Origin of the sequence: Nocardioides exalbidus, assembly GCF_900105585.1 — a bacterium.
GTDB lineage: Bacteria > Actinomycetota > Actinomycetes > Propionibacteriales > Nocardioidaceae > Nocardioides > Nocardioides exalbidus.
Genome location: NZ_FNRT01000002.1, coordinates 2,054,871 through 2,067,730 on the forward strand (window position 1 = coordinate 2,054,871; position 12,860 = coordinate 2,067,730).

12 protein-coding genes are annotated in these 12,860 nt (G+C 72.4%); 8 read left to right on the top strand and 4 right to left on the bottom strand.

The window, feature by feature from the left end; genetic code table 11:
* Positions 1-7: 7 nt before the first annotated feature.
* The 3 genes from BLV76_RS10155 to BLV76_RS10165 form a co-directional block, all read right to left on the bottom strand.
* Positions 8-1,297, bottom strand: coding sequence for a DUF5667 domain-containing protein (locus BLV76_RS10155; RefSeq protein ID WP_090969021.1), 1,290 nt, complete (start codon positions 1,295-1,297; stop codon positions 8-10).
* Between the two features lie 106 nt (positions 1,298-1,403).
* Complete coding sequence (locus BLV76_RS10160; protein ID WP_090969022.1) at positions 1,404-2,177, bottom strand: sigma-70 family RNA polymerase sigma factor; 774 nt, start codon at positions 2,175-2,177, stop codon at positions 1,404-1,406.
* Positions 2,178-2,272: 95 nt separating this feature from the next.
* A complete protein-coding gene (locus tag BLV76_RS10165; RefSeq protein ID WP_245734620.1) occupies positions 2,273-3,160 on the bottom strand; it encodes an HAD family hydrolase in 888 nt (295 codons plus the stop codon).
* Between the two features lie 52 nt (positions 3,161-3,212).
* Here BLV76_RS10165 and BLV76_RS10170 point away from each other — a divergent pair, with 52 nt between their 5' ends.
* The 4 genes from BLV76_RS10170 to BLV76_RS10185 are packed head-to-tail and all read left to right on the top strand — an operon-like array spanning position 3,213 to position 6,402.
* Positions 3,213-4,760, top strand: coding sequence for a class I adenylate-forming enzyme family protein (locus BLV76_RS10170; protein WP_090969024.1), 1,548 nt, complete (start codon positions 3,213-3,215; stop codon positions 4,758-4,760).
* Positions 4,761-4,767: 7 nt separating this feature from the next.
* Positions 4,768-5,007, top strand: a complete 240-nt coding sequence (locus tag BLV76_RS10175; RefSeq protein WP_090969025.1) for a glutaredoxin family protein — start codon at positions 4,768-4,770, stop codon at positions 5,005-5,007.
* A gap of 15 nt (positions 5,008-5,022) precedes the next feature.
* On the top strand, positions 5,023-5,988 hold the full coding sequence (locus BLV76_RS10180; protein WP_090969026.1) for an MsnO8 family LLM class oxidoreductase: 966 nt from the start codon (positions 5,023-5,025) through the stop codon (positions 5,986-5,988).
* A 30-nt stretch (positions 5,989-6,018) separates the two neighbouring features.
* Complete coding sequence (locus BLV76_RS10185) at positions 6,019-6,402, top strand: NUDIX domain-containing protein (protein ID WP_090969027.1); 384 nt, start codon at positions 6,019-6,021, stop codon at positions 6,400-6,402.
* 113 nt (positions 6,403-6,515) lie between these two features.
* Here the strand turns inward: BLV76_RS10185 and BLV76_RS10190 are convergent, their stop codons facing one another.
* Positions 6,516-7,922, bottom strand: a complete 1,407-nt coding sequence (locus tag BLV76_RS10190; RefSeq protein ID WP_090969028.1) for an HNH endonuclease signature motif containing protein — start codon at positions 7,920-7,922, stop codon at positions 6,516-6,518.
* A gap of 305 nt (positions 7,923-8,227) precedes the next feature.
* Between BLV76_RS10190 and BLV76_RS10195 the strand changes: the two genes are divergently transcribed.
* Genes BLV76_RS10195 through BLV76_RS10210 form a run of 4 tightly spaced genes read left to right on the top strand, consistent with a single transcriptional unit; the run spans position 8,228 to position 12,795 of the window.
* Positions 8,228-8,902, top strand: a complete 675-nt coding sequence (locus tag BLV76_RS10195) for a redox-sensing transcriptional repressor Rex (RefSeq protein WP_245734621.1) — start codon at positions 8,228-8,230, stop codon at positions 8,900-8,902.
* Positions 8,899-10,185: a glutamyl-tRNA reductase gene (locus BLV76_RS10200; RefSeq protein WP_090969030.1), complete on the top strand. Its 1,287-nt coding sequence runs from the start codon at positions 8,899-8,901 to the stop codon at positions 10,183-10,185. The genes BLV76_RS10195 and BLV76_RS10200 overlap by 4 nt, the downstream gene beginning before the upstream one ends.
* On the top strand, positions 10,182-11,132 hold the full coding sequence (gene hemC, locus BLV76_RS10205) for a hydroxymethylbilane synthase (RefSeq protein WP_217630315.1): 951 nt from the start codon (positions 10,182-10,184) through the stop codon (positions 11,130-11,132). Before BLV76_RS10200 ends, hemC begins: the two co-directional genes overlap by 4 nt.
* A 13-nt stretch (positions 11,133-11,145) precedes the next feature.
* Positions 11,146-12,795, top strand: coding sequence for a bifunctional uroporphyrinogen-III C-methyltransferase/uroporphyrinogen-III synthase (locus BLV76_RS10210; RefSeq protein WP_090969031.1), 1,650 nt, complete (start codon positions 11,146-11,148; stop codon positions 12,793-12,795).
* Positions 12,796-12,860: the final 65 nt, after the last annotated feature.

Sequence of the window (12,860 nt, forward strand, 5' to 3'; positions counted from 1 at the left end):
CGGACTGCTACTTCTTGCCCGGCAGGAGACCGCCGGTCGCGTTGCCGAGCAGGCCGCCGGTGAGGCCGTCGACGGTGCCGGTGACGTCGCCGATCAGGCCGCCGGTCGCGTCGTCGAGGCCGTTGGTCAGGCCGCCGAGCGCGCCCCCGGTGAGCCCGTCGACGGTGTCGGTCAGGTTGCTGGTGGTGGTGGTGACCGTGGTGGTCACGGTGCCGACCGGGTCGGTGGGGTCGGGCTTCGGGATGTTGGTCTTCACCGGCTCGGTCGGGACCTGCGTCGGGTTCGTGGTCGGTAGGTTGGTCGGCAGGTTGGTCGGGAGGTTGGTCGGCAGGTTGCCCGGCAGCGTCGTGGGCAGGGTGCCCGGGTCGGTGCCTCCGGGCGTCTGGAGCAGCTCGGGGACCTTGATGCCCTTCACGTCCTGGGCGGAGATCGGGGCGCCCTCCAGGGTGAGGTCGTCCACGTCGAGGCCCTGGAGCAGGTCGGGGACCGCGGCGCTGGTCAGCACGAACTCGGGCAGCTCGGTGATGCCGCCCTGGCAGGCAGCGCACGCGAAGCTGATCTCGAGATCGAGGTCGGAGAGCGTGCGCCCAGCGGCCAGGAACTGCTCCTCGGCAGCGGCCGGCACGTCGTCCTTGATCGCGTCGAGGCGGTCGAGGCTGGTGGCCGCGAAGTCGCGGGCCTGCTGCACGTCGACCTCGGAGCCGCCGGCTGAGTACGACGCCAGGACGCTGCGCACGCCGTCGCCGGACTGCTCGGTGAAGGCCTCCAGCGTGGACGGGATGAGCTGGTCGTGGCCGCCCTCCGCGGTGAGCGTCTCGAGCTCGTCGAGCCGCTCCCCGGCCTGCGCGAGCTGGAGCTTGCCGCGGGCCGCGTCGTCGGGCGCGAGCCGGACCTGGGCGGACTCGATGCCGCGCTTGACGTGGTACAGCGATTCGCCCGGCAGCGAGGCCTGGGCCGCGACCGCCATGGTCGCGGTGGCGCCGACGAGCGCGACGCCACCGAGCAGGGTGGCTGCCCGGCGCTGGCGCTTGCGGTCGCCCACCGGCATCGCGAGCCGCGAGGGGACCTCAGGCTGCGGCACCAGGACGGTGTCGGCCTCGGCCATCAGGCGTTCGCGCAGGGAGGCGGTGAAGTCGGCGCGCGGCGCGGCCTCGGGCAGTGCGCGGAGGTCGGCCACGACGTCGAGCAGCTCGGCGAACCGGGCGGCGTCGCGCTCGGTGAGCGGTGCGTCACGGTCGCGGGAGAGGAGTCCCTCGAACTCGTCGGCTCGGCGGCGTGCCGAGAAGGCGGGTGTCATCGTGCTCGTCCTGTCTCGATGCTGGCGGATCCTCCCAGACAGGGGAACGAGCCAGGAGCGGACGTGGTTACGGGTCCGGTGGAGGAGGCCGGTGTGAGGTGCGCCATCAGTCCCTCAACCCCTCGGGCATCAGCTTCGCCAGGTTGCGCACACCGCGCAGCTGGAGCTGCTTGACGGCTCCGTCGGAGCGGTCGAGGGCGCGTGCCGTCTCGGAGATCGACAGGCCCTGGAGGAACCGCATGATCAGGCACTCGCGCTGCTCGGTCGGCAGCTGGGTGAGCGCCTCGAGCAGGACCTCGTTGGTGAGGTCGGCGATGACGGTGTCCTCCGGGCCGTCGGTCGCGTCGTCGTGCGGCGTCATGTCCTCGGTCGTCATCTCGAGGCGGGTGCGCCCGGCCTTGAAGTGGTCGGTCGTGAGGTTGCGCGCGATGGTCATCAGCCAGGCGCCGAAGTCCTTGCCCTGCCACCGGAAGTTGTTCATGCTCCGCAGCGCGCGGAAGAAGGTGTCGGAGGTCAGGTCCTCGGCGAGCGACTGCGAGCGGGTGCGGTAGTAGAGGAACCGGTAGACCGACGGCTGGTAGTGGTCGTAGAGGAGGCCGAACGCCTCCTTGTCGCCCGTCCGGGCGAGCTCGACCAGCGCGATCAGTCGCTCCCGCTCGGCCTCGTCGACCTCGGACGAGGCGGCGTTGTCCTCGTCGCCGAAGGGACCGGGTCCGCCGGCCGCACCTGCGTCCGCCGGGCCGACGGTGGTGGCCTCCGACATGAGCACCGTGCCCGGGCCGGCGAGGTGCGGCACCGGGTGGGCGAGGGCGGCGAGGACCGCGCGCCGTAGCGCGTCGAGTCCCTCACCGAGCGTGCGCTCGGGCTCCAGCCGTGGCATGCGGTAGCCCCTCCCAGTTACTGCTGCATCCTCCACGATAAGCGCGGGACCGGGACCTGTGAACCCGTGAGTAACTATGAGTTACCAAGAAATTCTCAGGAGTGCCGGCTGCGTGCCCTCACCGTCGTACCCGCGGCGACGGCGCCCGAAACCGCGCCGGCGACGGCGGCGGCCATCAGGCCGGCACGCGCGGCCTTGCGGCCGGTGCGGTAGTCGCGGACGCGCCAGCCGTTGGCCCTGGCGTGCGCGCGGAGCCGCGTGTCGGGGTTGATCGCGCAGGGGTCGCCGACGAGGGAGAGCATCGGCAGGTCGTTGGCGGAGTCGGAGTACGCCGAGCAGCGGGCGAGGTCGAGCCCCTCGCGGGCGGCGAGCGCCTTGACCGCCTCGGCCTTGGCCGGGCCGTGCAGGAGGTCGCCGACCAGCTGGCCGGTGTAGACGCCGTCGACGTGCTCGGCGACGGTGCCCATCGCGCCGGTCAGCCCGAGCCGGCGCGCGATGATCGCCGCGATCTCGATCGGGGCGGCGGTGACCAGCCAGACCCGCTGGCCCTCGTCGAGGTGGAGCTGGGCCAGCGCGCGGGTGCCGGGCCAGACCCGGTGGGCCATCGACTCGTCGAAGATCTCCTCGCCGAGCTCCTCGAGCTCGGTCGTGGTGTGGCCGGCGATGAAGGACAGGGCGGAGTTGCGGGCGTCGGCGACGTGCTCGGGGTCCTCCACGCCCATGATCCGGAAGTAGGCCTGCTTCCAGGCCGCCTCCGCCATCTCGCGGGTGGTGAAGAACTTGCGGCGGTGCAGCCCGCGCGCGAAGTGGAAGATGCTCGCGCCCTGCATGAGCGTGTTGTCGACGTCGAAGAAGGCCGCGGCCGCCGGGTCGCTCGGCGTGCGGAGCTCGTTCTCGACCTCCGCGGACGCCGCGGCCGCCTCGCCGGCGAGGGCGGAGCGCTGCTGCAGGTTGAGTCGCCTGGGTCGCTCCGACGGGGTCACGCGGCCAGCGTAGCCAAGCCCGACCTGCCCCGTGCTGTGGAAGGATCTGCCCATGCCGCGCAACGACATCTCCGCGTTCGTGGCCGAGGCGGCCGCCGACGTCCCGGACCGGCAGGCACTGGTGGAGAGCGGCGGACGCACGCTCACGTGGTCGGCCCTCGAGGACGAGGTCGCCCGGATCGCCACCGGTCTCGGGACCCTCGGCATCCGCGCCGGGCAGCGGGTGATGATCGCGTCCGCCAACCGCATCGAGTTCGTCACGACCTACCTCGGCGTGCTGCGCGCGCAGGTGGTCGCGGTGCCGGTCAACCCGCGCTCGACGGCCGACGAGATCGCCCGGATGGTCGCCGACTCCGGCACCCGGCTGGTCGTCGCCGACGACACGTCGCTCGAGGTCGTGCGCGCCGCCCTGTCCCTGCTCGACGCCGACGCGCGTCCGCGCCTGGTCGTCACGGGAGCCGAGCCCGCCGGGTCGGAGCTCGCGCACGCCGAGCTGCGCGCCGACGTCGTACGCCCCGTCCCGCCGTTGCCCGATCCGGAGAAGCTCGCGGCCCTCCTCTACACCAGCGGCACCTCCGGGCGGCCGCGCGCCGCGATGCTCAGCCACCGTGCGCTGCTGGCCAACATCGAGCAGGTCGCCGCGGTCGAGCCGCCGATGATGCACGGCGACGACGTCGTGCTCGGCGTGCTGCCGCTGTTCCACGTCTACGGCCTCAACGCCGTGCTAGGCGGCGTGCTGCGCCACCGCGCGCGGCTGCTCCTGGTCGAGCACTACGACCCGCAGGCCGTCCTCGACCTGATCGACGACGAGGCGTGCAGCGTCGTGCCGATCGCGCCGCCGGTCTTCGGCCACTGGCTGCCCGACGAGCACCTCAAGGAGCGGCTCGGCCCGGTGCGGCTCGTGCTGTCGGGGTCGGCGCCGCTCGAGCCGTCGGTGATCGAGGCCTTCGAGGAGCTCACCGACATCCCGGTGCACCAAGGCTACGGCCTGACCGAGGCCTCGCCCGTCGTGACGAGCACGCTCTGCAGCCACGACAACCGGCCCGGGTCCGTCGGCGCGGCGCTGCCCGGCATCGAGCTCCGCCTCGTCGACGAGACCTGGGGCCAGGTCGAGGGCGAGGACCCCGGCCAGATCCAGGTCCGCGGCGCGAACCTCTTCAGCGGCTACTGGCCCGACGGGGCCGATGGTCCCGACGCCGACGGCTGGTACGCCACCGGTGACGTCGGCTTCCTCGACGCGAGCGGCGACCTCTACCTCGTCGACCGGGTCAAGGAGCTGATCATCGTCAGCGGCTTCAACGTCTACCCCAGCGAGGTGGAGGACGTCGTTCGCGAGGTCGACGGGGTGGCGGACGCGGCCGTCATTGGCGTACCCGACGCGGAGACCGGCGAGGCGGTGGTGGCCTACGTCGTCGCCTCGCACTTCCGCGAGCACGTCGAGGAGGCCGTGCGGGCGCACGCGATCCTGCGGCTGGCGCGCTTCAAGCAGCCGACGCGGATCGAGCTCGTCGACGAGCTTCCCTTCACCGCGACCGGCAAGGTGCAGAAGGGCCGGCTCCGCGGCTACGAGCGCCGCCGCGCGCTGGGGCTTCTCGAATGAGCACCTCATGACGGCCCGCGTCACCCTCTACTCCCGCCCGGGCTGCCACCTCTGCGACGACGCCCGCGTCGTCATCGCCCGCGTGTGCGCCGACCTCGGTGAGACCTTCGAGGAGGTCAACATCGAGTCCGACGACGGGCTCGAAGACCGCTTCGGCGAGGAGATCCCGGTGACGTTCGTCGACGGGAAGCAGCACGACTACTGGCGCGTCGACGAAGCACGGCTGAGGAAGGCTCTCGGCGCCTGATGCGTTGAGGACGGCGTGAGGCTCTCCCTGCTCGACCGGTCGCGCACACGCGTCGACTCCGCCGATGCCGATGCGCTGGAGGCCACGGTCGCCCGGGCGGTGCACGCCGAGGAGGTCGGCTACGACCGGTTCTGGGTCGCCGAGCACCACGCGGTGCCGGGCATCGCCTCGGGCGTCCCGGCGCTGCTGCTCGCCGCGATCGGCGCCCGCACGTCGAGGATCCGGCTGGGGTCGGGCGGGGTGATGCTCCCGCTGCACCAGCCGCTCGTGGTCGCCGAGCAGTTCCTCGTGCTCGAGGCGCTGCACCCGGGCCGGGTCGACCTCGGCCTCGGTCGCTCGCTCGGCTTCACCCCGCCGGTGCGACGCGCGCTGCGACGCGACCACGAGGACGGCGACACCTTCGAGGACGACCTGGTCGAGCTGCGCGGCTACCTCGACGGCACCTCGGAGGTGACCGCGCGGCCCGCCACCGGTCGTGCCGTCCCGATGCACGTGCTCGCCACCGGCCGCGGCCTCGAGGTCGCGGCCCGGCTGGGTCTCCCCGTCGTGATGGGCGGCCCGATCCTGTCGTCGCCCGACCTCGCCCCGGCGCTGGACGGCTACCGCCGCGCCTTCCGGTCGCACCTCGGGAGCTCGCCCTCCGTCACGGTCTCGCTCGACGTGCTCGTCGCCGACGACGACGCGACCGCGAGCGAGCTCGCCCTGCCCGAGGCGTGGGCGATGGCCAGGTCGCGCCAGACCGGTGAGTTCCCGCCGCTGGAGTCGGTGAAGGCGATCCGCGCGGCGGCGTGGCCCGACCAGGTACGCCGTCGGGTCGAGGAGTCGGTGTCCCGGGCGGTCACCGGAAGCCCCTCCGTCGTGCGCCGCCGGCTGGAGGTGCTCGCCGAGCGCACCGGCGCGGACGAGCTGCTCGCGAGCTCGTCGACGTACGACCGCGACGCGCTGCTCGCCTCGGACCGGATGCTGCGCTCGCTCCTCTGAGCCGTCGGTCGGCCCTGCTCTACTCAGGACATGGTGGAGGTCGTCGTCGGGGCGCTGGTGCGGGACGGTCAGGTCCTGCTGGTGCACCGGCGGCCCGACAAGCACGCGTTCCCCGGCACCTGGGACCTCCCTGGCGGGGTGGTCGAGGCGGGGGAGTCCGAGCTGGACGCGCTGGAGCGTGAGCTGCGTGAGGAGCTCGGCGTGGAGGCCGATACGTCCACGACGTCGCTGATGTGCCGGGTCGATCTCGGGACCGCGCACCTGGCCGCGTGGCTCGTGCCCGACTGGGCGGGCGAGCCGGCCAACGCCGCGCCCGAGGAGCACGACGACCTCGGCTGGTTCGGGCTCGACGAGCTACCTCCGCTCGTGCACGAGCTCGTGCGTCAGTCCGTCGTGACCGCGATGAGCACCTGACGGGAGGATGTTGCGGGAACGCTCGGATCCGGATCTGGTCGGAGGGATGGACGGCCCACCCGGACGTGCCTGTGGCCCCGCCGTCGCGGTGACTGGCGGGGTGTGGGGCGGGGTCATGGTCGTTCGGGCTCGAGCCGGCTGGTGCCTGATCTGTCGCGTCGGAACCTGTGGCCGTGGGGGCTGGTCCACTCGAACACGCCGGGCGCGACCATCTGGTAGCGCCAGCTGGTGAAGGTCTTGAGCCGGTGGTGTGACCTGCACAGGCAGGCGAGGTTGTCGGACCGTGTGGGTCCTGGTTGTGGTCTGCCTTCGGCTTCGGCGTCGTGGTCGTACTCGACGACGTGGTCGACGTCGCAACGTCGGGCCGGTCTCGTGCAGTGCGGGAACACGCAGGTGCGGTCGCGCAGGATCACCTGCTCACGGATCCGGTCGGGGATCTCGTAGCCGGGAGCGTTGAGGTTGTGGTTGAGGTCGATGACCGGCTTCACGGTGATCGTGGTGCGGGAGTCGCCGCACCACGACTGGAGCTGCTCGAGAAGCAGGAGCTTCTGCCGGTTCTCCATCCGTCCGGTCGGCCCGAAGACCGTGCCCTCGCTGGTGATGTCGGCGTCGAAGTGGGCGTGGAAGACTACCTCCCGCGCAACCGGAAGGTTGGGGAGGTCGGGTCTCGATACGCCTCCTCGTTCCTCGTCGGCTACTCGACCACCTGCAGAGAGGTCGAGGGCGGTCTGGGTGCGGGCGAGGTTGCCGAGGGCCTTGGCGCGGCGGACGTCGAGGGTCTCGGTGGACCCGAGGGCTTTCTGCGTGGCTGCGTCGCGCGCGAGGGCGTGGTCGAGGTCGATGCCGTCGGCGAGGTCGAGGTCGGCTTCGACGTGGATCGTCCCGGCGAAGTGCACGTCCTGATCCAGGACGGTGACATGCCGCGGATCGACGTACAGGTAGCCGTCCTCCGGATCCGACCAGGGATCCGGGTGGGCGAGGTCGTAGCGCTTGATGGCTTCGGCGACGAGGCGGTCGAGCTGCGCGACACCGACCTTGCCTGCGACCGCGGCGACCTGGTCGTCGACCCACCCGGCTGCGTCACGGGTCAGCGAAGGAACAGAGTGGATGGTCGCCTCGGCGACGGACCGGGCACGCCATGCCGGAACAGAGCCGGAGTGGACCTGACCCCACAACCGGGGGAGGCGGTGGCGGAGCTCGAGGGCGTGCCCGATGAGCTTCTTGGCCGCGGTCGTGCTGATGCCGAGGACGGCTCCGAGCTCGGCGACACAGAACTCCGCGACCAGCGGGCAGCCGTCGCCGGCGATGGGTTCTTCGTGCTCGGAGCCTGTTGTGGTGAAGGCGGCGGCGAGGTGGATCGACTCGGGTGGGTGCAGATCAGCCCACCGGGCGGCGAGGTCGAGCTGGTCGGCGGCTGCCTTGTCCTCGACGGCCTTGCGGTCGCGCAGGGCAGCGAGCAGGGCCGAGGCAGTGAGGTCGTCGACCCCTGCCTCTGAAATCGCTGCCAGCGCTTCGCTCATGTGTTCGATTGTAGGCGCGAGGACCGACAGCGGACATGCCGGAGCGCATCTGTGGGGAACGGGATCGACGTGGTCGTCAGGCTCGCTCCGCCAGCACCACCGCGCCGCGTGCGAGGTCTCGCCGAGGCCACTGCTGCGAACGCCCACTACGCCGTCGGAGGCCGCTGATGCAAGTCGGGGCGACCCCGCCACAGGTGGGTCATCTCACATGTGCTAGTCCGACGATCTCCCGTTTTGTTCCTTCGTTCACAAACTCCTACAGTGACGGAGTCACGCGAGGTTCGCGGGACTGGAAAGAAGCAGCTGTGACCGCACGGACCCCCGACTCTGCCCGGGACATTCCCGAAGCAACTGTCGCCAGGCTTCCCGTGTACTTGCGTGCCCTGACCGGCCTGGCCGAGGACGGCACCACCACCTGCTCCAGCGAGGAGCTCGCCGCGTCTGCGGGCGTCAACAGCGCCAAGCTCCGCAAGGACCTCTCCTACCTCGGCAGCTACGGCACCCGCGGTGTCGGCTACGACGTGGAGTACCTCCGCTACCAGATCGCCCGCGAGATCGGCGTGACCCAGGACTGGCCCGTGGTCATCGTCGGCATCGGCAACCTCGGGCACGCGCTCGCCAACTACTCCGGGTTCCGCAGCCGCGGCTTCCGGGTGGTCGCGCTGCTCGACGCCGACCCCGACCGGCACACCGACGTGGTCGCCGGCCTCGAGGTCCGCAGCTTCGAGGACCTCGAGACGATCGTCGCCGAGCACGACGTCTCCATCGGCGTCATCGCGACCCCGGCTGTCGCCGCCCAGTCGGTCGCCGACCGGATGGTCGCCTCCGGCATCACCAGCATCCTGAACTTCGCCCCGACCGTCCTGACGGCGCCGGAGGGGGTCGACGTACGCAAGGTCGACCTGTCGATCGAGCTGCAGATCCTGGCGTACCACGAGCAGCGCAAGGCGGGGGCCATCGAGACGGAGGTCCTGTCATGAGCGTCCTGGTCGTGGGGATCTCCCACAAGTCCGCACCCGTGGGTCTCCTCGAGAAGCTCGCCCTCGACCCCGACGGCGCGATCAAGCTGGTCGGCGACGTCGTCGCCGGCGAGCACGTCACCGAGGCCACCGCGATCGTGACCTGCAACCGCCTCGAGGTCTACGCCGAGGTCGACCGCTTCCACGGCAGCGTCGAGGACGTCTCCGGCCTCCTCGTCGCGCGCGCCGAGCAGCCGACCGAGGCGATGCTGCGCCACCTCTACGTCCACTACGACGAGGGCGCGGTCTCCCATCTCTTCCAGGTCGCCGCCGGCCTCGACTCGATGGTCGTCGGCGAGGGCCAGATCCTCGGCCAGACCCGCGACGCGCTGCGGATCGGCCAGGAGCACGGCACCGTCGGACCGGCCCTCAACACCCTCTTCCAGCAGGCGCTCCGGGTCGGCAAGCGCGCCCACGCCGAGACCGACATCGACCGCGCCGCCCCGTCGCTGGTCAGCACCGCGCTCGAGCGCAGCACCGCGCCCGTCGAGGGCGCCCGCGCCGTCGTCATCGGCGCGGGTGCGATGGCCTCGCTCGCCGTCGCCCACCTCGCCCGCGGCGGTGCGTCGAGCATCTCCGTCCTCAACCGCACCGCGAGCCGGGCCCAGCGCCTCGCCCAGGAGTACGGCGCCACGTCGCTGCCGATGTCGGCCCTGGTCGACGAGCTCGCGGGCGCCGACATCGTCGTCTCGTGCACGGGTGCGCCCGAGCCGCTCGTCCGGCTGGTCGACGTGGTCACCGCCCGCGGCGGCAGCGACCGGCCGCTGACGGTCATCGACCTCGCCCTGCCGCACGACGTCGACCCCAAGCTCGACGAGCTGCCGGGCGTCGAGCTCATCAACCTCACCAGCCTCGCCGACGCCCTCCGCGGCCTCGAGGCGACCGCGGGCGTCGACGACGTCCGCACCATCGTCGGCCAGGAGATCGCCGCCTTCCTCGCCGTGCGCCGCCAGGCGAGCGTCACGCCGACCGTGGTCGCGCTGCGCTCCATGGCCACCGCGGTCGTCGACGCCGAGATGGAGCGCCTCGCGACCCGCCTTCCCGACCTCGACGAGGCCACCCGCGCCGAGGTGCTGCACACCGTGCGCCGGGTCGCCGACAAGCTGCTCCACGAGCCGACCGTCCGGGTCAAGGAGCTCGCCGACGCCGAGCCCGCCGTGTCCTACACCGCGGCGCTGGCCGAGCTGTTCCGCCTCGACCCGCAGGCGGTCGACCGGGTGACGCGGGCGGAGGGCAAGTCGTGAACGCCCCCACCTCGAGGCCGATCCGCCTCGGCACCCGCGCCTCGGCCCTCGCCACCACGCAGTCCGGGCACGTCGCCGACCTGATCCGCGAGCGCCTCGGCTGCGAGGTCGAGCTCGTCGAGGTCGCGACCGAGGGCGACGTGAGCAGCGCCCCGCTCGCCACGATGGGTGGCACCGGCGTCTTCGTCAGCGCGCTGCGCGACGCCCTGCTCGAGGGCCGCGTCGACGTCGCCGTCCACTCGCTCAAGGACCTCCCGACCGCACCCGCCGACGGCATCGCGCTCGCCGCGATCCCGCCCCGCGAGGACCCGCGCGACGTCGTCGTCGCCCGTGACGGCCTGACCCTCGGTGAGCTGCCCGTCGGCAGCCGCCTCGGCACCGGCTCGCCGCGCCGGGTCAGCCAGCTCGCGGCGCTCGGCCTCGGCCTCGAGCTCGAGGGCATCCGCGGCAACGTCGACACCCGGATCCGCAAGGTGCGCGAGGGGCACTACGACGCCGTCGTGCTCGCCCGCGCGGGTCTCGCCCGCCTCGGTCGCCTCGAGGAGGTCACCGAGGTGCTCGACCCGCTCCAGATGCTTCCCGCGCCCGGCCAGGGCGCCCTCGCGATCGAGTGCCGCAGCGACGACGAGCTCGTCACCGCGCTGGCGCAGCTCGACGACCCCGCCACCCGCGCCGCGGTCACCGCCGAGCGCGCGGTCCTGTCCACCCTGGAGGCCGGCTGCTCGGCCCCGCTCGGTGCACTGGCCGACGTGGTCGAGGGCGACGACGGCGACGAGCTGTGGCTGCGCGCGGTCGCCCTGTCGGAGGACGGAGGGCTGTCGGTGCGGATGAGCGCCAGCGGCCCCGTCGACGACGCCGCCGGACTCGGACAACGCCTCGCGAGCGAGATGCTCGCCGAGGGAGCAGCAGACCTGATGACGGCACCACATTTCGAGGACCACCAGTGAGGAACCAGCACGCATGACGCGAGTACAGACCCCGCAGGAGACCACCCCCGCCAACCCGGGCTGGGTGTCGTTCGTCGGCGCCGGTCCCGGTGACCCGGGCCTGCTGACGGTTCGGGCCGTGGAGCTCATCAAGACCGCCGACGTGGTCGTGACCGAGGCGCCGGAGCACGTCGACCTCGTCCGCCAGCTGCTCGGCCTCGTCGAGGGGCCCGAGGGCGGCTTCGAGGGTGGCCCGGAGATCGTCGACGGCGGCTTCGGCGAGGACGGCCAGCCCCTGACCCACGCGGCGCGCGGCAAGGTCGTCGTACGCCACGGCAAGAAGCAGCGCGTGGTTCGCCTGATGACCGGCGACCCGTTCCTCTACGCCTCCGGCCCGGAGGAGGCGCAGGCGTGCGCCAAGGCGGGCGTCGGCTTCGACGTCGTGCCCGGCGTGTCGTCCGTCAGCGCCGTCCCGGCCTACGCCGGCATCCCGCTGACGACCAAGCGTCACAAGGAGATGGCCGTCGTCACCTGCGGCGACAAGGTCGACTGGAGCGCGTACGCCGACGACCGCACCCTCGTGCTGCTCTCCGGCGTGGGCAGCATCGGCGAGACCGCCGCCGCCCTCATCGAGGCCGGCCGCTCGGGCGAGACCCCCGTCGCGGTGACCCGCGTCGGGACCACGACCGAGCAGCAGACCCTCGTCTCCACCCTCGCCGCCGTCGCCGCCGACGTCCGCGCCGCGCGGGTCGCGCCGCCGGCGATCATCGTCGTCGGTGACGTGGTCGACCTGCGCGAGACGCTGTCGTGGTTCGAGACCAAGCCGCTCTTCGGCTGGCGCGCGCTGGTGCCCCGCACCAAGGAGCAGGCCGGCTCGCTGTCGCGCCGGCTGCGCGAGTACGGCGCCGTGCCCGAGGAGGTGCCCACGATCTCGGTGGAGCCGCCGCGCAACCCGCTGCAGATGGACAAGGCCGTCCGCGGCCTCGTCGAGGGTCGCTACGAGTGGATCGCCTTCACCTCCGTCAACGCCGTCAAGGCGGTGCGCGAGAAGTTCGAGGAGTACGGCCTCGACGCGCGCGCCTTCTCCGGCCTGAAGATCGCGGCCGTGGGCGACAAGACCGCCCAGGCGATCGCCGACTGGGGCCTGCGCGCCGACCTGGTGCCGTCCGGCGAGCAGTCCGCCGCCGGCCTGCTCGAGGAGTGGCCGCCCTACGACGAGCTGCTCGACCCGATCAACCGGGTCTTCCTCCCGCGCGCCGACATCGCCACGGAGAACCTCGTCGCCGGCCTCATCGACCTCGGCTGGGAGTGCGACGACGTCACGGCCTACCGGACCGTGCGGGCCACCCCGCCGCCGGCGCCGGTGCGCGACGCGATCAAGACCGGCAAGTTCGACGCCGTCGTGTTCACGTCGTCCTCGACGGTGCGCAACCTCGTCGGCATCGCCGGCAAGCCGCACCCGTCGACGATCATCGCCGTCATCGGTCCCGCCACCGCGAAGACCGCGGAGGAGCACGGCCTGCGGGTCGACGTCCTGGCTCCCTCGCCCGACGTCGAGGTCCTCGTCGACGCGCTGGCCGACTTCGGTTCCTCGCGACGCCTCGCGATGCTGGAGGCCGGCGAGCCGGTCACCCGCCCGAGCGAGCGCACGCCGTCGGGTCGCCGCAAGGCCCGCGCGAAGTAGTCGTCGAGCGGTGGGTGGGACGGGTTCTCCGAGCCGGGAACCCGTCCCGCACACCGCTGCGGGAG